Origin of the sequence: Lichenifustis flavocetrariae, assembly GCF_026130545.1 — a bacterium.
In the GTDB taxonomy this organism is placed as follows: Bacteria; Pseudomonadota; Alphaproteobacteria; order Rhizobiales; family Beijerinckiaceae; genus Lichenihabitans; species Lichenihabitans flavocetrariae.
Map to the genome: position 1 here is coordinate 45790 of NZ_JAMOIM010000007.1, position 20775 is coordinate 66564.

General features: G+C 65.3%; 22 protein-coding genes. 9 read left to right on the forward strand and 13 right to left on the reverse strand.

Features of this window, described 5'->3' with window-relative positions; all coding sequences use genetic code 11:
• Nucleotides 1-18: 18 nt before the first annotated feature.
• On the reverse strand, nucleotides 19-1137 hold the full coding sequence (locus M8523_RS12180; protein WP_282585142.1) for a substrate-binding domain-containing protein: 1119 nt from the start codon (nucleotides 1135-1137) through the stop codon (nucleotides 19-21).
• Nucleotides 1138-1195: 58 nt separating this feature from the next.
• Nucleotides 1196-2026: a sugar phosphate isomerase/epimerase family protein gene (locus M8523_RS12185; RefSeq protein ID WP_282585143.1), complete on the reverse strand. Its 831-nt coding sequence runs from the start codon at nucleotides 2024-2026 to the stop codon at nucleotides 1196-1198.
• Between the two features lie 180 nt (nucleotides 2027-2206).
• On the opposite strand from M8523_RS12185, the gene M8523_RS12190 reads away from it, so the two are divergent.
• Both M8523_RS12190 and M8523_RS12195 read left to right on the forward strand, forming a co-directional pair.
• Entirely contained in the window at nucleotides 2207-3583 is a 1377-nt protein-coding gene (locus M8523_RS12190) for an ROK family protein (protein ID WP_282585144.1), read from the forward strand.
• Nucleotides 3584-3673: 90 nt separating this feature from the next.
• The gene (locus M8523_RS12195) at nucleotides 3674-4708 is read left to right on the forward strand and encodes a substrate-binding domain-containing protein (RefSeq protein ID WP_282585145.1); all 1035 of its coding nucleotides are present in this window, start codon (nucleotides 3674-3676) and stop codon (nucleotides 4706-4708) included.
• A gap of 408 nt (nucleotides 4709-5116) precedes the next feature.
• Here M8523_RS12195 and M8523_RS12200 read toward each other — a convergent pair whose 3' ends face one another.
• Entirely contained in the window at nucleotides 5117-5773 is a 657-nt protein-coding gene (locus tag M8523_RS12200; RefSeq protein ID WP_282585146.1) for a DUF1579 family protein, read from the reverse strand.
• A gap of 44 nt (nucleotides 5774-5817) precedes the next feature.
• A complete protein-coding gene (locus tag M8523_RS12205) occupies nucleotides 5818-6513 on the reverse strand; it encodes an NADPH-dependent F420 reductase (protein ID WP_282585147.1) in 696 nt (231 codons plus the stop codon).
• A gap of 111 nt (nucleotides 6514-6624) precedes the next feature.
• Between M8523_RS12205 and M8523_RS12210 the strand changes: the two genes are divergently transcribed.
• On the forward strand, nucleotides 6625-7533 hold the full coding sequence (locus M8523_RS12210) for a LysR family transcriptional regulator (RefSeq protein ID WP_282585148.1): 909 nt from the start codon (nucleotides 6625-6627) through the stop codon (nucleotides 7531-7533).
• A gap of 132 nt (nucleotides 7534-7665) precedes the next feature.
• Here M8523_RS12210 and M8523_RS12215 read toward each other — a convergent pair whose 3' ends face one another.
• The 8 genes from M8523_RS12215 to M8523_RS12250 form a co-directional block, all read right to left on the reverse strand.
• Nucleotides 7666-7917 carry an MAPEG family protein gene (locus M8523_RS12215; RefSeq protein ID WP_282585149.1) on the reverse strand — a complete coding sequence of 84 codons (252 nt, stop codon included), beginning with the start codon at nucleotides 7915-7917 and terminating at the stop codon, nucleotides 7666-7668.
• A gap of 152 nt (nucleotides 7918-8069) precedes the next feature.
• A complete protein-coding gene (locus tag M8523_RS12220; RefSeq protein ID WP_282585150.1) occupies nucleotides 8070-8354 on the reverse strand; it encodes a hypothetical protein in 285 nt (94 codons plus the stop codon).
• Nucleotides 8355-8407: 53 nt separating this feature from the next.
• Nucleotides 8408-9229 carry an alpha/beta fold hydrolase gene (locus tag M8523_RS12225; protein ID WP_282585349.1) on the reverse strand — a complete coding sequence of 274 codons (822 nt, stop codon included), beginning with the start codon at nucleotides 9227-9229 and terminating at the stop codon, nucleotides 8408-8410.
• A 194-nt stretch (nucleotides 9230-9423) separates the two neighbouring features.
• Complete coding sequence (locus M8523_RS12230) at nucleotides 9424-9927, reverse strand: DUF8737 domain-containing protein (protein ID WP_282585151.1); 504 nt, start codon at nucleotides 9925-9927, stop codon at nucleotides 9424-9426.
• Entirely contained in the window at nucleotides 9924-10664 is a 741-nt protein-coding gene (locus M8523_RS12235) for a DUF8737 domain-containing protein (protein ID WP_282585152.1), read from the reverse strand. Before M8523_RS12235 ends, M8523_RS12230 begins: the two co-directional genes overlap by 4 nt.
• Nucleotides 10661-11758 carry an NmrA family NAD(P)-binding protein gene (locus tag M8523_RS12240; protein ID WP_282585153.1) on the reverse strand — a complete coding sequence of 366 codons (1098 nt, stop codon included), beginning with the start codon at nucleotides 11756-11758 and terminating at the stop codon, nucleotides 10661-10663. Before M8523_RS12240 ends, M8523_RS12235 begins: the two co-directional genes overlap by 4 nt.
• Nucleotides 11759-11798: 40 nt before the next feature.
• Nucleotides 11799-12095, reverse strand: coding sequence for a hypothetical protein (locus M8523_RS12245; RefSeq protein ID WP_282585154.1), 297 nt, complete (start codon nucleotides 12093-12095; stop codon nucleotides 11799-11801).
• 148 nt (nucleotides 12096-12243) lie between these two features.
• The gene (locus tag M8523_RS12250; RefSeq protein WP_282585155.1) at nucleotides 12244-13173 is read right to left on the reverse strand and encodes a helix-turn-helix transcriptional regulator; all 930 of its coding nucleotides are present in this window, start codon (nucleotides 13171-13173) and stop codon (nucleotides 12244-12246) included.
• Between the two features lie 193 nt (nucleotides 13174-13366).
• Here M8523_RS12250 and M8523_RS12255 point away from each other — a divergent pair, with 193 nt between their 5' ends.
• A complete protein-coding gene (locus tag M8523_RS12255; RefSeq protein ID WP_282585156.1) occupies nucleotides 13367-13942 on the forward strand; it encodes a TetR/AcrR family transcriptional regulator in 576 nt (191 codons plus the stop codon).
• Nucleotides 13943-14015: 73 nt separating this feature from the next.
• Here the strand turns inward: M8523_RS12255 and M8523_RS12260 are convergent, their stop codons facing one another.
• Nucleotides 14016-14660: a TetR/AcrR family transcriptional regulator gene (locus M8523_RS12260; protein ID WP_428350395.1), complete on the reverse strand. Its 645-nt coding sequence runs from the start codon at nucleotides 14658-14660 to the stop codon at nucleotides 14016-14018.
• A 119-nt stretch (nucleotides 14661-14779) separates the two neighbouring features.
• On the opposite strand from M8523_RS12260, the gene M8523_RS12265 reads away from it, so the two are divergent.
• From M8523_RS12265 to blaOXA, 5 genes are all read left to right on the forward strand, one after another.
• Nucleotides 14780-15967, forward strand: coding sequence for an HlyD family secretion protein (locus M8523_RS12265; protein WP_282585158.1), 1188 nt, complete (start codon nucleotides 14780-14782; stop codon nucleotides 15965-15967).
• Between the two features lie 50 nt (nucleotides 15968-16017).
• Nucleotides 16018-17613, forward strand: coding sequence for an MDR family MFS transporter (locus M8523_RS12270; protein WP_282585159.1), 1596 nt, complete (start codon nucleotides 16018-16020; stop codon nucleotides 17611-17613).
• 324 nt (nucleotides 17614-17937) lie between these two features.
• Nucleotides 17938-19227, forward strand: a complete 1290-nt coding sequence (gltA, locus tag M8523_RS12275) for a citrate synthase (protein ID WP_282585160.1) — start codon at nucleotides 17938-17940, stop codon at nucleotides 19225-19227.
• 112 nt (nucleotides 19228-19339) lie between these two features.
• Nucleotides 19340-19768: an HIT family protein gene (locus M8523_RS12280; RefSeq protein ID WP_282585161.1), complete on the forward strand. Its 429-nt coding sequence runs from the start codon at nucleotides 19340-19342 to the stop codon at nucleotides 19766-19768.
• 47 nt (nucleotides 19769-19815) lie between these two features.
• Entirely contained in the window at nucleotides 19816-20646 is an 831-nt protein-coding gene (gene blaOXA, locus M8523_RS12285) for a class D beta-lactamase (protein WP_282585162.1), read from the forward strand.
• Nucleotides 20647-20775 lie beyond the last annotated feature (129 nt).

Here is a 20775-nt window from a genome sequence, read left to right on the forward strand (position 1 = left end):
GGAGAAGGGAGCAATTGCTCACATGCTCTTCTTGATCTTGTCGGTGACGGGCTTGTGGTAGACTTGTTGCCAAGCGTCGGCGAGGTTCGCCTTTGTGACCGGCAGCGCGGGCAGCGCCACATAGGCGGGGGCCGCCTTGCCGAGCAGGCCGTAGCCCGCCAGCATCGCTTCGGTCACGCCCTGGTCGTAAGGGCGCTGTGCCGACAAGCCCTTGATCACGCCGTCGCTCGCCATGTTGATCGCGACGTTCTCGCCGAGGTCGCAATTGGTGACGATGAGATCGTCGCGACCATTTGTGCTGGCAGCGGCGATGACGCCTTCGGCCGGCACGTCCCACACCGCCCAGATGCCCTTGATCGATCGGTGCGACACCAGCATGGCGCCGGCGGCCTTTTCGGCGTCGCCGGAGAAATCAGGACCGCCGATGCCCTGTTCGGCCACGATGTGGATTTCGGGATAGTTCTCGGCGAGGGTCTTCTTCACCGCGTCGTAGCGCTGTTTCGTGACGAAGAAGTCGGCCGCGTGGAAGATCAAGCCGACGTCGCCCTTGCCGCCGAGCGCCTGCGCCAGAAGATGCGCCGTCGCAACGCCGTTGCCGTAGTTGTCGGCTGAGACGACGCTGACGTACTCCTTGCCGGCCGTGAATCCCTTCGGCACGTTGTCCATGAAGACAAGCTTCACGCCCGCGTCTGCGGCGGCCTTGTATTCGGTGGCGGTCGCGACCGGGTCGGTCGGGATCGAGACGATGATGTTGGGTTTCTGGGCCAGCACGGTCTCGATGTCGGCGACCTGCTTGTCCGGCTTGAACCCGGCATCCGTCGTGGCCACGACATCGATGCTCATAGTGGCGAACTGCGCCTTCAACCCCTCGATCTGCGCCTGCGACCAGTCATTGCCGGCATAATGCATCACGATGGCGGCCTTGGCGTGCATGCCCTTGATCTTCGCGAGTTCATCGGCGCTCAAGGTGACCGAGGAGGCCGGCTCCGGCTTCTCGCCGTTGGGACCGAGGCTCATGACGTGCTTGCCGACCTCCTGAATGGCAGTCGCGGGGTCGGTCGCATGTGCGCTGGTCGCAAGGCCGAGACCGAGCGTGAGGCAAAGGGCCGTCGATTGGAGCAATGAGGCGAGGCGCATGTGATCTCCCTTGATGATTGAATATTGATCGTTGCGGGCCGGAGGACCGGCCCGAAGGTCAGCCTCTGGCCGCTTCAGAGGTGACGAAGGCGTGGCTCTCGCGCGCCGCGCCGATGGGATCAGGCCAGCTGTCGAGTTCGTTGCAGACCCAGCCGGCGTAGCCGATGTCCTTCAGCGCCCGGATCACGGCGCCGTTGTCGCAATCGCCGACATCGACCGGCGTGAAGGCGAACGGCTCGCGCTGCCAGCCCTTGAGGTGGACGTAGGAAATGCGGGACGCATGCTCGCGCACCATCGCGGCGACGTCGCCGCCGGCCGCGGCGAGATGAGCGGTGTCGGGGCAGAAGCCGATGCCGGTCTTCTCGAAGATCGTCCGCACCTCGTCGGGGTTCTCGACGATGGTGGAGAGGTGGGGATGGTACTGCGCACGCAGCCCCCGCGCCTCGGCAATCGTGACGACCTTGTCGAGCGCCGAGGCGAGCGCGTCGTAATCCGCCGGGCGCGTGCCGTCGAACCTCCGCGCGCCGCCGCCGACCACGAGATGCTCAGCGCCAAGCGCCTGCGCGGCATCGGCGGCTTTCGTGATGCGAGCGAGCTCTTCGGGCAGGATATCGGGGAAGATCAGGTTGCCGCCGCTGTAGAGCGCGACGAGGGCAAGTTTCGTCTCCGCAAGAATGCGCCGAATCGTGGCGTAGTCGTCGCCCGCGCCGTCGAGCACATTCCCGTCGAAGAACTCGATCCCGTCGTAGCCCGCGGCTGCGATGTCGCGCGCCGCCCGGGCCATGTCGCCGAAGGTCCGGTAGGCCAGTCGCGTCACCGACGTGACGCCCACGGCATCGCCCCCGAGCGGTCCCCAGCAATTGGCGTGATAGGCGAGCTTCCAGGTCATGGTGACCTCCCTTTGCAACGCGGCTTAAGCCATCTCTGTTATGTCGTTGTCAGTCTTCGATATGCTGATAATATGCGAAAGTCAACATGGGGTTGCTTCTTTACGGCATATCTTGATTGTTCAAGTGGGGTGCCTGCCTGACCAGATGTGGAAAGCAGCGTCGTGGGAAACGGAGTTGTGGTGGCAAAACCCGAGGTGCGACGTGGGTCGAGAGTTGCCTCCTCGGGAGCAACACGCGCGGCGCCGCCCGTTGCTGCGACCGATCGGGTGCGGGCTGCCGAATCGGAGCGTCAGAGCCTCGCGGCGATCCTCAACCTGGTGCGCAAGGGCGGCGCAACCACCCGGCTGGATATCGAGCGCGACGCCCGCTTGGGCCGCGCCGTCGTTGCTGATCGTCTGGCGACGCTCGAAGGTTTCGGTCTGATCGACAATCGCGCTGTGGGGCGATCGGTCGGAGGGCGCGCCCCGCGGCTGGTCCGTTTTCGCGCAGAGGCCGGCCGGCTTCTGGTGGCCAATATCGATCGCGACACGATCGGCGTCGGACTTGCCGACCTCGAGGGACAGTTGGTCCTGGAGCATTACGAAGACATCGATGTCGGCATGTCGGCGGAGGCGCTGTTCCGGCGAGTGGACGCGCTGTTCACCTGGTCGCTCGACCAGGATGGCGCGGCCGGATTGTGGGGAATCAGCCTCGGCCTGCCAGGGCCGGTCACGTCGCACGGCAATGGCGGAATCGAATTGCCCGACGTGGGTGCCATTCCGGACTGGCACGACGCCCGCCTGGTGGAACGGCTGGCCGACCGCTTCGCGGCGCCGCTCTGGGCGCGCAGTGCCGTCCAGGTCGCGACCATGGGGGAGATCGGCGCGCTGACGCACGCGCAGAACCGGGACATGCTGTTCGTCGATCTCGGCACCGAGATCAACGCCGGATTTCTCTCAAATGGTCGGCTCCACCGCGGTGCTCACGGGATCGCGGGCGGCATCGGGCATGTCTACGTTGCGGACGCCCAAACGGCGATCTGCGGCTGCGGCAATGTCGGCTGCCTGCAGGCCGTCGCCGGATGCGAGGCCGTCGCGCGGGAAGGGCTGCGCGCCGCGACCGACGGCCGCAGCCGCGTGTTGGCCGAAACGCTGCGGAAGACCGGCGTTGTCACGGTCGCGGACGTCGGCACGGCGACCCGGTTCGGCGACCCGTTCTCGGCCGATCTCCTGGCACGCACCGGACGTTCGATTGGCACCGTTTTGGCGACGCTCGTCAACGTGCTCAATCCGTCGATCGTCGTCATCGGCGGCGAGTTGGCGCAAACGGGCGATATCTGCATCGCCGCGATCCGCGAGGGAATCTATCGGCATTCCCAACCGCTGCTGACGCGAGACCTCGCCATCGTGCGCTCCCGCACGGGGCGTTCTTCCGGCCTCATCGGGGCGGCCGAGGTCGCTCTTGACGCGCTTTTCGCGCCGGACATCCTGGAAGGCTGGATCACGTCGGGTTCGCCCCTCGCGCATCCCGACGTGCTTCGTTTGCTCGAAGACGCACGCCGCGCCGTGCAGGCATGACGGCCGACCGACATTTGCAGAGTGCACCGCCGGTCGGTAGGCTTGCCATCGAAGCCGGCCATCCAGAGCGCGGCGAACGGGACGGAACCGATGCCGACGATCCACGAGTCGACACCCGCATCGACCCGCCCCCTTTTCGCAGGGCTTGGCCCGCACGGCGAGAGGCCGGCGACCCCCGAAACAATCGACCTGTCTCCCGAGGCTCTGCGACGCGCCCGCGAAGGGGCCTACCGGATCGCCGTCGTCCTGCACACAACGACCTCCGACTGGTCAAAACGGCAGATCGCCGGCATTCGCGCGGGCCTCACCGAGGCGGGTGCAGCCGTTGTCGACGTCATCGACTGCGCCTACGATTCAGCCACACAGGTCAAAGCCATCGAACGGCTCGTGCGTGAAAGGCCCGACGCCGTGATCGGCATTCCGTTCGGCGGAAGCGCCGTGTCACGCGCGTTTCGCGCGGTGTCGGCCGCCGGGATCAAGCTCATCCTGCTGGACAACGCGCCCTCCGGCCTCCTGCCGGAGGCGGACTACGTCAGCGTCGTCTCGTGCGACAATTTCGGCCTGGGGCAGATCGCGGCGAGCCTGCTGTCGCCTTACGTTCCATCGGGAGGAACGGTGGGCATCGTCGCCTACAAGATCGACTTCTTCGCGACGGCGCAGCGCGAAATCGCCTTCTCCAAATGGATGCAGCGCGAGCGACCGGACATCGTGCTGACCCAAGTGAAGTTCGAAACGCCAGCGCAATCCGGATTGGTCGTAGGTCCCTACCTTGATTGCCACCCCGATCTGGACGGTGTTTTCGTTGTCTGGGATGAGCCGGCCGTCGAGTCGCTGCGCGAAATTTCGCGCCGGCCGCGGCGCCCGGCGATGACGACCGTCGATCTGGGAAAAGCAGTCGCGGACGCGCTGATCCGTGGAGACATCGTCAAAGGCATCGCCGCGCAGCGCCCGTTCGAGCAAGGCCATGCCGCGGCCGTCGCGGCGGTTGCGGCCCTGACTGGCCAGCCGGTGCCGCCTTGGATCGTTTTGCCAGGCCTCTCCGTGACCGCCGCCAATGTGGTCGACGCGTATCATACCGTTGGGGGCGAACCCGCATCGCCGGCACTGATCGCCGCCGGAGACTAAACGGTCGAGCGAGGGTCGCTGTCGAGATCGGCATTGAGCATCGAGAATGGCTGGATTGGCGCGTTCATGCCGGACGTTCTACGGCTCAAGCTGGCGCAAAATGAGAGCTTTCCATTCGTGAGCATTGATATCGTGGAACACGAGGCAGCTTGTTGCTGGGCTCTGTGCGCTCCGGCGTCTACAGCAGCGGCACGATGGAGATGTCGACCGGTCGCCCGAACAGCAGAATGGCAAGAAACAGCATCTTCATCAAAGATGACATGAAAGCGCTCTGTTGGTCTCAGGCGATAGAGGCACATCACGCGTCCGGGCGGGCTGCTTCCAGGCAGTTCTTTGGCTTGAGCTGTCCGTGGAACGACCGCGCAACCGGGCTAAGCGGCTGCGGCGAAGGCAGCCATGGCGACGCCCTTATTGTGAATGTCGCCGGACATAGGAATAGCGCTTGGCCAACCATTTTGTGCCGGTGCCGTCCGCCGGGGTGAAGTACTGGTCCTTCACCTCGTGATCTGCATCCTCGGTGGTGATGATCTCTTCCATGCGCATCATCTGCCCCGTGGCTTCGGGTCCGTTTCCCGGCAGAGCAAAGGGTTGGAAGCTGACGAAGATCCGTTCCGCCGGATCGTGATCAAGGCTCCAGGCCGGCATCATCCCGGCGGCAGCGCGCGTGTCCATCGACATATAGTCCCAGCGCCCCTCGGTGCGGTTGAAGGTGATGTCGTCGATCCTCGTCCAGGCCGGAACCACGCCCGCGACCGTGTGCAGCCGTTCCTGGAGCATCGGCCCGATCATCTCGCGCTCGGCGACGAGGCCGCCCGTCGTGACAGGCGCGGCACCGGGGGTGTCCCAACTCGTGAAGGTCGCATCCCATGTCCCGGCGCGCTGCGCCAGCGCCTTGCCTTCCGGGCCGAGTTGGATCAGGCGATCGTTTGCCGACATCCCGGCCGGAGCGGCCGCCGGCGGGGTCTGTGCGACCGCTCTGCCCGCCTGGTTGGGTCCGATGAGGCTTGTGCCAAGGACGATCGTTCCGACGACGGCAGCTCTTGATAACGTGCGGTGAAACAGCATGACGCGCCTCTCTGATTGGAATGGACGTGGAAGCGGCTCCGGCATCAAGCAGGAGATTCGTAGCTTCCCGGGCTCTTCGCTGTCGCGCGCCACTCGGGACCGCGCTCGTGTACGGCCTCGGCGAGCGCCTGTCGCACGCCTGCGCTGTCAAAATCCTTCAGATAGCCCGGTGAGCCGGGCTGCTGGCGCCAGGACTCGGCGATCGACCCGGCATCGACCGCATCGAACCCGATCTCGTCGATCAGCCGCATCGCCGCCGCCTTGGCAATCGGGTCGTCGCCGGCAACCGCAAGGGCGATGCGGCCCGCCGCGCCTGCGGGCTTGCCGCCTTCAAGAAGATGCTTGGCCAGGATCGTGTTGAACGCCTTGATGACGGGGCGGCGGAGTTGTTGCTCGACCCAGCCGCTTTCCGTCGGGCCATCCTCGATCCCGGCGATGCGGCCGTCGCGCTGCCGCGGGTAGTAGTTGCTGGCATCGATGACGACCAGCTCCACCTTTGCGTCGGCGAAGAGGCCGCGGGGCAGGTCCGGGATGCGGTTGGTGGGCACCGCCACCACCACGATATCCTTGTGCTGCACGACCTCGTCCAGCGAGACAGCCCTGGCGCCGGTCTCCCGCATCAAATCCTTGAGGGAGGCGGGGCCGCGCGAATTGGCCACCGCAACCTCGTGCCCGACAGCACGCAACCGTCGTGTGAGTGTCCCGCCGATCTGGCCCGAGCCGATGATGCCGATCCTCATGATGAGCTCCCTATTCTCGCGGCGGTGTCGCCGGTCTGCTAGGAATGTATTTAGCGGCTCTCGTATGTGAATGATCGAATTGGTGCTTGGTGTCGCTACCAGGAGGAGGGAATGGATCGACTGACCAGTATGGCGGCCTACGTGACGGTGGTTGAACGCGGGTCATTCGCCGCAACCGCGACCGCGCTCGGCATCTCGCCGCAAATGGTCGCCAAGCATGTGAGCTTTCTGGAGGCCCGGCTCGGGACGCGCCTGCTCAATCGGACCACCCGGCGACAGAGCCTCACCGAGATCGGCCGGAGCTTCTACGACCGGTGCAAGATCGTGCTGGCCGACGTGGATTGGGCCGATGCCCTGGCCGAGGAAACGAAGGGAGAGCCGCGCGGCCGTCTCCGGATCAATGCTCCGGTGTCCTTCGGCGTCGAGAGTCTCATGCCGGTGGTGACGCGCTACCTGCGCGAGCACCGGAACGTCGAAGTCGATCTCGTTCTCAGTGACCGGTTCGTCGACCTCGACGATGACGAGTTCGAAGCGGTGTTCCGGACCGGCCCGCTGGCCGACGGCAGCCTGGCGGCCCATGAACTGACGCCCTTCCGTCTCGTCGCCTGCGCGGCCCCGACCTACCTGCGCGAACGGGGCACCCCGCGCGAACCCTCCGACCTCGACGCGCATGAGTGCCTCGGCCATGCTCACTGGTCGCAGCCGACCAACTATCCCTGGCGCTTTGTCCGCGAAGGCCAAGCCTTCGAGCCCCAGGTTCGAAGCCGGCTTCGGGTCAGCGATGCCAAGGCCCTGCTGACGGCGGCGCTCGATGGGTTCGGCATCGTTCTGATCGCCGAGGATGTCGTGCGCCAGGCCCTCGCGGCCGGCCAGCTGGTCCGCATCCTGCCCGACTTCCAGACGCCGTCCCGCCCCATGCACCTGCTGTTCCGAGCAGACCGGCGCAAGACCCCGAAGCTGCGCAGCTTCATCGATGCGGTCGTCGCCGCATTCCCGCCCGACCGCTCCCAGGAATTCTGAGAGGCCCTGTATCGTCGAGCCCGAGGAACCTCCCCCGCGTTCTCCTGGTCGCTCCCTGCGGCATCGAGCGTAGGGGTACTGGTCGAGGAAAACGAGGTTCCAGGAGGCAAGCGTCCACCAGGGACGGCAAAGCTATGCGGAGGGAAGCATAAGTCCTGAGACGCTTCGCCGGTGCAAGGACGACAGGAATGTGAAGATCCGCGCGACGGGAATGCCGGCGGCGTAGATAAGGTAATGCGCAAGGCGGGCGGCAACGTAGACCTGGGCCGCGAGCACCGTCGCGGGCGTGCTCACTCCTGCGATCGCGGCAATCAGCACGAGGGGCGCGAAAACCGCCAGGTTCTCGACGGCGTGAGATGCGCGCTGTGCACCCGATCGGCCCAACGCGCGCCGGTGGGGTGGCCGGAACCTGGATTGCCCAGCGCCGCGGCAAGGCCCAACGTCACGATCCGGCCGAGTACATGGGCACCCACATCAGCGCCATGCCGTGTGATGACCGCCAGGGCCGTGAGTTCGGGCGTGACGGTCACTTGGATCTACTTGATCAACATGCCGAGCGGGGCGAGCGGCCCGATCGGCAGCAGGTCGAAGGTCAGGAGGTTTGCCTGGCCGAGCGGCAGCCCCTTGAGCAGCGCGTCGGCCTCCGCGACCGAGTCGACGCTCATCAGGAAGATGACGCCGGCTTCACCGCCGCGAAGCCAGAACTGCTCCATCTTTCCGTCCAGATAGAGCTGGAGCGTCGCGGGCACTTCCTTGGGCAGATACGTCTTGCGCTGCTCGTCCGTGAGCGGCTTGAGCGTACCGATGGCCATGACTTTCATGCGGAAACTCCAATCGTGGTGAGTCTTCGTCCGGTAGGAAGGGCCTGAGAGTTTCAGCTCTTCAGGAAGGCCAGCAGGTCGGCGTTCACCTGGTCGGCATGGGTCACGCACAGGCCGTGCGGCGCGCCCGGATAAACCTTGAGAGTGCCATGCGGCACGACCTTGATGGTACGTAGCGACGCGATCTGGATCGGGACGATCTGGTCGTCGTCGCCCTGCATGATCAGCGACGGCACGGTGATCTTCTTGAGGTCGCCGGTGAAGTCCGTCTCGGAGAAGGCCTTGATGCAGTCGTACTGGCTCTTGGCGCTCCCCATCATGCCCTGCGCCCAGAAGGAGTCGATCTGACCCTGCGAGACTTTGGCGTTGGGCCGGTTGTAGCCGAAGAAGGCCATGGGCAATTCACGGTAGAACTGGGCGCGGTCGCCGATGAGGCTCGCCCGCAGGCCGTCGAAGACCGCCATGGGGGCACCCTCGGGGTTGGCGTCGGTCTTGGCCATGTGCGGGGGAACGGCGCTGATCAGCACGGCCTTGGCGATCCGGCTCGTGCCGTGGCGGCCGATGGTACGGGCCACTTCGCCGCCGCCGGTGGAATGGCCGACCAGCACCGCCTCGTGCAGGTCGAGGTGATCGATGAGGGCCGCCAGATCATCGGCATAGGTGTCCATGTCATTGCCTGCCCAGGTCTGGCTCGAACGGCCATGGCCGCGGCGATCGTGGGCGATGACGCGGTAGCCGTGTTCGCCGAGGAAGAGCATCTGCGCGTCCCAGGCATCGGCCGTCAGCGGCCAGCCATGGGAGAAGACGATGGGCTGACCCTTCCCCCAGTCCTTGTAGAAGATCGACGTGCCGTCATGGGTGGTGAATGTCGTCATGCGCCGTTGGTCCTGGATGGTGGGTCGAGACGGGGCTGCCGTCGCTGGTTCGGGGATGAGACCGGTCAGCGGCACGGTGGCGGCCGCGGCGGCGGTGCCGCGCGGGACATCGCGTCGCGTGGTCGATCGGGCGGGGCCGGATGGCTGCATGGACAGCCCTGGCAGAGAGGAAGGCGAAAGGCGGGATCACCGGCTCAAGCGACCCTTGCTGCCTGATCGCTCCGCGAAGGTCTCAGCAGAAGGACGAACAGCATGGCGTGCGTGCAGAGGAGGAGCGGCACGTAGACGGTGGGGATGTAGAACGTCGCCCCGAGGAACGACGGCTGGAAGCCAGGCCCGAACGCACCCTTGTAGAAGGCGTAGAGGAGGTCGAGCGTGCCCCAGACGTTGAAGGCCCACAGGGCCGCGACGCCGAAGGGATGGCGCCGCGATCCGAGTGCCACCCAGGCGAGGAAGACGGTCAGCAGGTCGCCGTAGGCACCCGGCTCCGCGAAAGCTCGCGAGAGGCTTGGTCCGGCGACGCCGGGAATCAGGAAGGACAAGCCGACAAAGCGGAAGAGATGGAGGATGAGGATCGGTTGGGCCGCCTCGGCCAATGTCCGGCCACGAAGGCGAGGCCAGACGGTGGTCGCGCAGACGACCGCCCACGCCGACAGGGCGAGCACGACGCTCAGGCCGAATACCTCGGACTCTTTCATGCCGTCTCCCTTGATTGCAGGCTGTCGGACGATCGAACATCACGGTCGGCGTTGCGCATCGTGTGGGTGGCCGACATCAGGGCGCGGATCGCCAGAATGTGCAGCGTGACCGCGAGGGGCGCGAAGAAGCCGGCGATGTAGACAAACGGGAAGGTGCCGATCGACAGGTTCGGCACCTCGGCGTGGATGACGTTCAGCGGACCGGGCGCGGAGAGCACCGCGCGCGTCGCGACATTGGCGAGCGCCAGCAGCCCCAGGATATTCCAGACGAACGCGACGCGGTGTCCCTTGCTCCCCCTGGTCGACGCCCAGGCGGCAAGCGGCGCCGACAGGCCGATGAAGATGTCGACATTCGCCCCCTCGAAGGTCAGCATCTTGGGGACAAGACCGTCGATCCAAAGCTGATGGAAGAACAGTTCGACGCCGATCCGAAAGGCCTCCGCGGCGATCAGAAGCGGCAGCGGGACGGCCCGCGCGATCCGCCCGGCGGCAGCCGAACGGATGACAACCAGAACGAGGAAGAGGACGACCGGCAGGAGCACGAAGGCGCTGCCCGGCGGCTTGAGAGCGGGATTGCGAAGCACGCCGGACAAGCCGAGCACGCCGACGTAGGCGAGCCACGCGAGAAGCCCGGCCAGGATGCGCCACATCGTCGGGCGAGGGAGCAGCCTGAACGACCCGACGAGCACCGCGCCCGCGACCAGCAGAAGATAGGCGAGGAACAGCGCCGCGGTCATGCGGAGTCCCGGCGGAGCGGCTGGACGCTCGCGGCCCTGGTCACCTGCGCGTCGTGCTCGGCCTTCCAGCGCGCGTCCTGCATCACGAAGCGCGGCGCCGGCGGCACCGGGAAACGCATGCGGCGATCGTAGGCATCGAGGTCGTAGCCCGGCGAGAGCGGCGTGCGCATGAAGTCGGCGAAGGCTCTCACGCCATTGGCCAGCGTGCGCTTCGCGGCCGGGGTGGCGGCGTAGCGGCGCGCCGTCGTCTCGAAATCCTCGGCCGGTTGCCCCGTCACATCGAAAACGTCGGTCGTTGGTGCGCCGAATTCGAAGGCGCCCTGCTTGTGGTCCTCGACGTAGAAGCGGAAGCCGCTCATGTCGAAGGCGGGAAGGCCGCGCAGGCGCGCCGCCTTCAGGAACAGCCAGAACGGCATGTCGAGCCGCCTGACCTTCCGCCGCAGGACCTGGCCGAGGATCGCGGCCATGTCGGTCGCCGAGAGCAGCGCCGGCCCGGTCGGGCGATAGCTCTTGCCCGCATGCCTGTCAGGATCGATCAGCGCCGCGACGGCGACGCGGGCGATGTCCTCGTTCGAGGGCGGCGCGTTTCGGCTGTCGCCGGTCAGCGTCGGGAACACGCCGAGGTGCGCCGCGAAGCCGATCAGGTTGAGGTAGTTGTCGGCGAAATAGCCGGGGTTGACGATCGTATGCGCGACGCTCGGGATCATCGCGAACAGGTTGTTCATGAGCCAGTTCTGGCGTGTCGCGAGCGAGGGATGGGCCGGGCTCGCTGTCCACTGGGTCAGGCCAACGATGTGTTCGAGCCTGGCCGCGCGTGCCGCCACGGCGAAGACCGCGACGGCCTGGATCATGTAGGGGTCGAAGGGCGGCAGATAGTAGGCGCGCGTGCATCCCTGCACGGCGGCCAGCATCTGGTCGGGGTCGAACATGTCGGCGACGACGGTTTCGGCTCCGAGCCGGTCGAGAGCTTCGCTGCGCCCGTCACGGGCTCGCACGACGGCGCGCACCGGCCAGTTTTTCTCGCGCAATTGGGCCACGACCGCGCGTCCGGTCTTGCCGGTCGCGCCCGTGACCAGGATCGTGGGCCGGCTCACGACGGCTTCGCGGACGGGAGATCGATCATCGAGGGTCGGCTCACAGGAGCTCGCGCACCGTTTCGAAGCCGAGGCGCCGCAGCGATGCGGAGCCGCCATCCTCGGTGGCTCTTTGCCGGTGTGACCGAGTTCGCCCCCGCAAATGCATGCGCGGTTCGCGATCGATCAGCAGGCTGAGCAGGTCCGGACGGCTGTAGTGGCCACGGACCACAGAGAAGAGATTTCCCACGTCGTCCCGGCGCACCATCGCGCGGATCGGCACCGCATATGGCTTGAGCGCCGCGATGGTGAACCCACCGGTCGCACCAGTGACGAGGACGGGTCGGCTTGTCGTCATGCGGCTGGAACCCGTCGAAGGAGCGGCGATGCTGAGAGCGCCCGTTTGGGGCGACAGCCACGACCCTAGCGATCACGGCGCGCAGGTCTTTCCCGATGCGATCCTGGATTGCCCGATCCTGCGCCCGCAGCGCCGAGACCCGAGGTTTTCATGGCTTGCGGGCCTGCTGTCGACGCCACTCGCCGGGACTCACCCCGATGTATCGGGTGAACGTCCGCGTGAAATGGCTCTGATTGGCGAAACCACAGGCGAGGGAGATCTCTATCAAGGACAAACCCGCCCCGGACAGCAGCGCCATCGCCCGCTCCAGACGCCGGTCGAGCAACCAGCGATAGGGCGGCGTGCCGACCGTGTTGCCGAACGCCCGGGTGAAGTGACTGACGGAGAGCTGACAGAGGGCAGCCAACTCGGTCAGTGTCAGCGCGCCGTCAAGCCGCGCCGCCATCACCTCCTTCACGAGCTTTTCTTGCCACGGCGCAAGGCAGGGAGTGCGGCGGTTGGGATGGACTGGGAGCCCACCGTAGAAGCGGCAGACATGAGCGGTCAGCGCCCACGAGACATGATCCACGAAAAGCGGATCGGCCGTCGCCGGCTCCTCCAGCGATGGCAGGAGGCTGAGCCCAAGGGTGTGAAGGACGGGGTCTGTAATGCCCCCCGACCGTGAGGAATTCAGCCCTCCGCCCGCCCGATGGCCTGCATCGCGCGCCACTTTGTCCAAGGCCGTCTGCGGCAGGTAGAACTGCAGGCAGTGGAACGAGGTCTGGAGATCCGCGATCGTGCTCTGGCTGATATCATGGACGCCGATGGCGCCCGCCTGCATCGGCTCGGTCGAGATGCGGCGTCCAGCCACCCAAAGGCGACCATGATAGGGCTGCAGCTGAAGAGCGACGACGAACGCCTCCTCGGGCACGAGGGGCGATGTGACTCCCAAGCCATCGCGGTCGCATCGCAATTCGGTGACGGCGATCGGCGCTCCGTGCAGCGTTCGAGCCCGCAATGTGGGAGCGGCGTCAAGATGGAAGGCCTCGGCGATCCGATCGCCGTAGGAGCCGAGTTCGGCTTTGAGGCCTCCACCCATGGCGTGCGACCTTCATGTCGGCGGAAAGAGACGATCGGCGCGGCAGCCGATACTAAGACGACCGGTCATATTAGTTTGAGATGACCGACGTGTGTCAAGGCACGAATTGCGCTCTTCGCGTATTCGCCTAAACAGACGGACCGACCGGCTGCCGGTCGTTGCCTCTCAGAGCAGGCGGATCAGGCCCGGGACAATGGCGTCGAGCGTCAGAGAGAAGATCGTCAACGCCGCGTTGGATCGCTTCCACGTGCTGGGCTTCAACGCCTGCAGCGTGCAGAACATCGTCGAGCAGGCGGGCGTGCCGAAGGGCTCCTTCTACAACTACTTCAAATCGAAGGAACTGCTCGCGCTCGAAGTCCTCGGCATCTACGCGCAAGGGGTGCGGACGGAGATGCTCGCCGACGCCAGCATTGCGCCGATGGATCGGCTACGCGGCCAGTTCGCGTTCATGGCCGCGAGCTACAAGGGATACGGGTACGGCACGGGGTGTCTCTTCGAGACGCTCGCGACCGAAGCCTCAGATCAGACGCCGCTCATCCGAAACGCCGTCGCCCAACTGTTCGACCATTGGACCGGCCTGGCCGCGACGGCCATTCGGGACGGTCAGGCCGCGGGCGACATCCACGGGCACATCGATCCGGAGCGCACCGCACGCTTCCTCATAAATAGCTGGCAGGGTGCCGTCGTCCGCATGAAAGTCACGAACGACAATGGGCCTCTCGAAGACTTCTTCGCGGTCGGGCTGGCGCCGCTGCAACGGGGAACCTGATAGGAATCGCCCGACAAGATGCGTGATCGAGCGAGGTCGGGCGGTTCCACCGACTTCGCCGCGCGGGCCTGGGCTAAGGCCGGCAACCGTGTAGGAAAAGGCGGGCGCAGGCCGTTGCCCGGGCGGCGATCTCGCTCTCGGTTGGCGCTCCTCGTTGGCCCAGCATCGCTGCACGCTGCGGCTCCATGATCATCATGCCGCGCAACATCCCGGCCGCGACATGGGGATCGTCGAGGACGAGCGCGCCCTCGTCCCGCATACGGGTGAGATAGCGCGTCATGTTCGTATGGGTCGCGACGATCGCAGCGGCGTAGAAATCCGTCGCGAGATCCGGAAAGCGGTCGCTCTCGGCCAGGACGAGCCGTTGGATGGCGATCGTGTCCACGGCCAGCGTCAGCCGCCCGAACTCGTGCAGGATACGCTCGATCCCGGCCTCAATGTCCAACAGGGCCAGGATGTCTGGGTCGACCGCCAGCAGGAAGCTATCGATCCGGTCCGCCACTGACGCCTTGAACAGCGCCGCCTTGGTCGGCACCAGGCGATAGAGGGTCTTCTTCGAGACGCCCGCGCGCTTGGCCACGGCATCCATGCCGGTGCTCGCGTAGCCGTTGGCCATGAACTCCGCACGGGCCGCTTCGGCGATGACATGGCGGGTCTCCGCGTCGGGTCGCGCTTGGGGGCGGCCTCGCGGCCGGCGTGTGCTGTCCATGACGTTCATCGAAACCATCCAGTGGCCGTTGACAAACCAAAGATGACGTCTATTTTGGAGAATATCAAGTTTCCTAATGTTGATGACAACGGTCCCGTTGGTCCGTCTGTCTCCCAGGAGTGATGGCGATGACACGGCATCCCGGACAATTCGAGATCGAGCGTGAGATCAAGGCGGAAGAGGTGCTCGGTCGAGCCAAAGGCGAGACGCCCGCCGAAACGGTTCCCGCCGTGTCCACCCCGGCGCTTCCGGCAAAGAAGCCGCTGCGGCGCATTCTGCTCGTCGGCGCCAGCCTCGCCGCTATCGCGGCCGGCGCCTACTACGGCCACGACTACTGGACGGTCGGCCGCTTCCACGTCGCGACAGACGACGCCTATGTGCAGGCCGACAACATCACGATCGCTCCAAAGATCTCCGGCTATCTCGGAGCCGTGCTGGTCGGTGACAACGAAACCGTGAAGGCTGGTCAGGTGCTGGCCCGCATCGACGACCGCGACTACAAGGTGGCGCTCGAACAAGCCAAGGCCGACGTCGCCGCCGCGCGTGCCACGATCGCGGCCAAGCAGGCGACCATCGACGCGCAACAGTCGATCATCGACAGCGCGCGGGCGACCATCACGGTCGACGAGGCCAACCAGACCTTCGCCGAGCAGGAGAACATCCGCTACAGCGCGCTCGCGACCTCCGGCTACGGCTCGGTGCAGAACCAGCAGGGCGCCGCCTCTCGCATCGCCGCGGCTCGCGCCAGCATCGTGCGCGACACGGCGGCACTGGCCGCGGCCGTGAAGCAGGTCGCGCTGCAGAAGGCGGAACTCGCCCAGGCGGACGCCGCGCTCGGCCATGCCCAGGCTGTCGAGGACCAGGCCGAACTCAACCTCGGCTATGCCAGCATCGTCGCGCCGGTCGACGGCGTCGTGGGGAACCGCACCTTGCGGGTCGGCCAATATGTGCAGGCGGGCACGCAGCTGATGTCGGTCGTGCCGTCCGACGGGGCCTACGTGGTTGGCAACTTTAAGGAGACGCAGCTGACCGATGTCAGGCGCGGCCAGCCGGTCGAGATCGACGTCGACATGTTTCCCGGCCGCAGCTTCCACGGCCACGTCGACAGTCTCGCGCCCGCCAGCGGCCAGACCTTCGCGTTGCTGCCGCCCGACAACGCCACCGGCAACTTCACCAAAGTGGTGCAGCGCATCCCCGTGAAGATCACGCTCGACGGCGGCAACGCCCGTTCGAGCGACCTGCGGCCCGGCATGTCGGTGACGCCGAGCATCGACACCAAGCAGGCGCCAGCCGCCAAGCAGGCGAACGCGGACTGACCGTCCCGGCGGACGTGACGCAAACCACCACGGGCCCGGAGGGCCGAAAGATGTCGACCAGCATCACCGCCAATGCCACCCTCGCTATCCCGGCCCGCACACCGGCCGGAGCGAGCACAAAGGATTGGATCGCCGTCGGCGCCTGCATGATCGGCGCCTTCATGGCGATCCTGAACATCCAAATCACCAATGCCTCGTTGCTCGATATCGAGGGCGGCATCGGGACAGGCGTCGACAACGGCGCCTGGATCTCGACGTCCTATCTCATCGGCGAGATCGTGGTGATCCCGCTCACCGACTACCTCAGCCGCGTCTTCTCGTTCCGGCGCTACCTGCTCGTCAACGCGGTCCTGTTCCCGCTGTTCTCCATCGGCTGCGCCTTCACGCATGACCTCGGCTCGATGATCGTCATGCGCGGCCTGCAGGGTTTCGCGGGCGGCATCCTGATCCCCATGGCTTTCACCATGGTGCTGACCAAGCTGCCGAAGTTCCAGCAGCCCGTTGGCCTCGCCATTTTTGCCCTCTCGGTCACCTTCGCGCCCGCCATCGGGCCGACGATCGGCGGCTATCTCACCGAGAACTACGGCTGGCAGACGATCTTCTACATCAACGCCGTGCCGAGCGCCGTGATGGTGCTGGCTCTCGCGCTCACCCTCGACGCCGCCCCGATGCAGCTCGGCCTCCTGAAGCAGGGCGACTGGTTCGGCATCGGCACCATGGCGATCGGCCTCGCGGCGTTCCAGACGGTTTTGGAGGAGGGCAACAAGGACGATTGGTTCGCCTCACCCTTCATCCTGCGCCTCGCCATCGTGGCGGCGGTGTTCCTGACCGCCTTCGTCGTGATTGAGCTCACGGTCGAGAAGCCGCTCGTCAATCTGCGGCTGCTGGCCCGCCGCAATTTCGGCATCGGCGTGCTGGTCAACGTGCTGGTCGGCTTCGCGCTGTTCGGCACGGTGTACCTGTTGCCGCAGTATCTCGGGCAGGTGCAGCGCTACAACGCCGAGCAGATCGGCAACGTGCTGGCTTGGACCGGCCTGCCGCAGCTGATCCTGATCCCCTTCGTGCCGAAGCTGATGAAGCGTTTCGACGCCCGCTACATCGGCGGTCTCGGCATCGCGATCTTCGCGGCGAGCTGCTTCATGAACACGACGCTGTCGCTCGACAATTCCGGCGACCAGTTCTGGCTGCCCAACATCGTCCGGGCCATCGGGCAGGCGCTGATCATCACGCCGATCAGCGCCATCACCACCGCAGGCATCGCCCCGAGCGAAGCGGGCGCGGCCTCGGGCCTCTCCAACATGATGCGCAATCTCGGCGGCGCCATCGGCACCGCGACGCTCGCCACCGTGCTGACCAAACGCGAGCAGTTCAGCTCGAACATCATCGGCCAGTCGGTGACGCTGTCGCGCGAGATCGTGCGCCAGCGGATCGACACGATGACGAGCTACTTCATGGCCCATGGCGTCTCCGACCGCGCCGAGGCGACCCGGCAGGCTGTCGTCGCGCTGGGACAGACGGTCAAGCGCCAGGCCTTGATCATGGGCTTCAGCGACACATTCGGGGTGATCGGCGTGCTGCTGGCCATCGCCGTCGTCGCCCTTCTGTTCGCCAAGAAGGCGCAGAGCGGCGGGGCAGGAGCACACTGACGAGAAGGCGACAATGCCGGCCGGGCCGAGTCCGTCCCGCTTCACCGGCGACGAGATGCCCGGCCGAGACGAAATGGAACGGCGTTCCGCGAAGGCATTCTGGTGTTCGAGGGGCCTTGGCATGAGATGTCCGCAATGCCTCGCGCCACGATCTGTAACTCCTGATTATCGAAATGACTCTGTTCCCGACCGGCGATCCCGACAAGGCGCGGCCGCCATCTTGAACAAGATCATGCAACGCTATAGCGTCTTGCACTGCACCATCTTTGTGCCGCGCGGGGCGCTCTCGTGCGTCAGCCGTATCAGGGTTTCGAGGCTGCCTTCATGACTGCGAATTCCGGCACGATTATCGTCGACAACAAATCGATCGAACTTCCGGTAAAGACCGGAACCATCGGTCCTCAGGTTGTCGACATCAGCAAGCTCTACGGACAAACGGGCGTCTTCACCTACGATCCCGGCTTCACCTCGACCGCGAGCTGCGAATCCTCGATCACCTATATCGACGGCGACGAGGGCGTTCTGCTCTATCGGGGGTATCCGATCGAGCAACTGGCCGAGCATGGCGACTTCCTCGAAACCTGTTATCTGCTTCTCTACGGGGAACTGCCCAACAAGGCACAGAAAGCCGATTTCGATTATCGTGTGAGCCGCCACACGATGGTCCACGAGCAGATGGCCCGCTTCTTCCAAGGTTTTCGCCGTGACGCGCATCCGATGGCCGTGATGACCGGCTGCGTCGGCGCCCTGTCGGCCTTCTACCATGACTCGACCGACATTTCGGACCCGACCCAGCGGATGATCGCCTCGATGCGTCTGGTTGCCAAGATGCCGACGCTGGCCGCCATGGCGTACAAATACAATATCGGCCAACCCTTTGTTTATCCGAAGAATGAACTCGACTATACCGCTAACTTTCTGCACATGTGCTATGCGGTTCCTTGCGAGGAATACAAGGTCAACCCGGTCCTGGCGCGCGCGCTCGACAAGATCTTCATTCTTCATGCCGATCACGAGCAGAATGCCTCGACCTCGACCGTGCGCCTCGCCGGATCGTCTGGCGCCAATCCCTTCGCGTGTATCGCGGCCGGTATCGCCTGCCTGTGGGGGCCGGCACATGGGGGCGCCAACGAGGCGGCACTCAAGATGCTGTCCGAGATCGGAACGCCCGACCGCATCCCGCAATATATTGCCAAGGCCAAGGACAAGAACGACCCGTTCCGCCTGATGGGCTTCGGTCATCGCGTCTACAAGAACTACGATCCGCGCGCCAAGATCATGCAGAAGACCTGCCATGAAGTGTTGCGCGAGCTCGGCATCAAGGACGATCCGCTGCTTGAGACGGCGGTGGAACTTGAGCGCATCGCACTTCACGACGACTATTTCATCGAGAAGAAGCTCTATCCGAACATCGACTTCTATTCAGGCATCACCCTCAAGGCGATGGGCTTTCCGGTCTCGATGTTTACCGTGCTGTTCGCCCTCGCCCGCACGGTCGGCTGGATCGCGCAGTGGAAGGAGATGATCGAGGATCCGGGGCAGCGCATCGGTCGTCCGCGCCAGCTCTATATCGGCGCCGAGCGTCGGGATTTCGTGCCGATCACCGAACGCTGAACCCACCACGCCGCTCGCGTGCCTCGTCGAAGCCGCCTTTGGGCGGCTTCTGCTTTTGGCGCTGCGCCCAGGTTCCGCTAAAAGCGGCTGGGATTCGAGAGGTGGATGCGCCATGACCGACAGCTACGACCCTTCCAACATCTTCGCCAAGATCCTGCGGCGCGAGATTCCTTGCCACAAGGTCTTCGAGGACGAGGTCGCTCTGGCTTTTATGGACATCATGCCGCGCTGCGATGGGCACTGCCTGGTCATTCCCAAAGCCCCTGCGCGAACACTCCTCGACATCGCGCCGGATGCTCTTTCGCAACTGATCACGCGGGTGCAGCGCGTCGCGAAGGCAGCCGTCGCGGCGACCGAGGCGGACGGTCTGACGTTGCAGCAATTCAGTGAAGCCGCCGGCGGCCAGGAGGTCTTCCACCTGCATTTCCACATCCTGCCGCGTCGGCACGGGGTGGCGCTTCGCCCTCCGGCGGGTCCCGTGGCCGATCACGCTACTTTGGCCCGACAGGCCGAAGCCATCCGGGCAATGCTGGTGGCCTGAAAGCCCCTGCGACGAACGTCTTTCGAACATCCACGGAGCGGAGCTTGATGAGGGTCGTCGTGAAAAGTGCCGGGGTCCGTTCCGCCGTGCTGGCGGTTCTGATCGTGACAATGCCAGGCCCGACCCGCGCCAAGACCCTCTGCACGATCGTGTCCGATGGCGTCGATGGAAAGGTCCTGCTGGAACGGGGAGATTGCCGGACGCGTGTGACACCAGCCTCGACATTCAAAATCCCGCTCGCCGTCATGGGTTTCGACAGCGGTTTCCTGAAGGATGCGCATTCGCCGGTCTTTCCCTTCAAGGAAGGCTATCCGGACTGGGGAGGCGAAAACTGGAAGCAACCGACCGATCCCACCCGGTGGCTGAAATATTCCGTCGTCTGGTATTCCCAGCTTGTGACGCATCAGCTTGGCGAGCCGAAACTGACCGCCTATGCGTCCGCGTTTGGCTTTGGGAACGCCGATTTCTCCGGTGATCCGGGCAAGACCAACGGTCTCGATCGGGCATGGATCATGTCGTCCCTGAAAGTCTCGCCGCTCGAACAGGTGACCTTCTTGCGCAAGCTGGTCGACCGGCAGCTTCCGGTCTCGCCCGGCGCGATGGATGAAACCCTGAGCATCGTCGAAACGTCACCGGCCGACGGAGGCTGGAACGCACATGGCAAGACGGGGGCGGCCTTCCCGCGCAATCCGGATGGCACCTTCGATGAAGCGCGCGGTTACGGATGGTATGTGGGCTGGATGAAAAAAGGGGATCGCACGCTTCTGTTTGCCCGCCTCGATCAGGATGAGCGGAAGGAGAGGGATGCGCCCGGCATTCGCGCCCGTGCCGCCTTCATCAAGGAATGGCCCGCCCTTGCGGCGACGCTGCTCCCTTAGGACACCCTCGACGAGTCTTGGAAGGCGGCCCACGAGGTCCGCCGCCAGTGGCGCGAGTGGAAGCTGAGGCAGACGAGACACGCCCGGGTGGACCGACGCGGTTTTGCCTTGCTCCTGCCGCCTGGACAC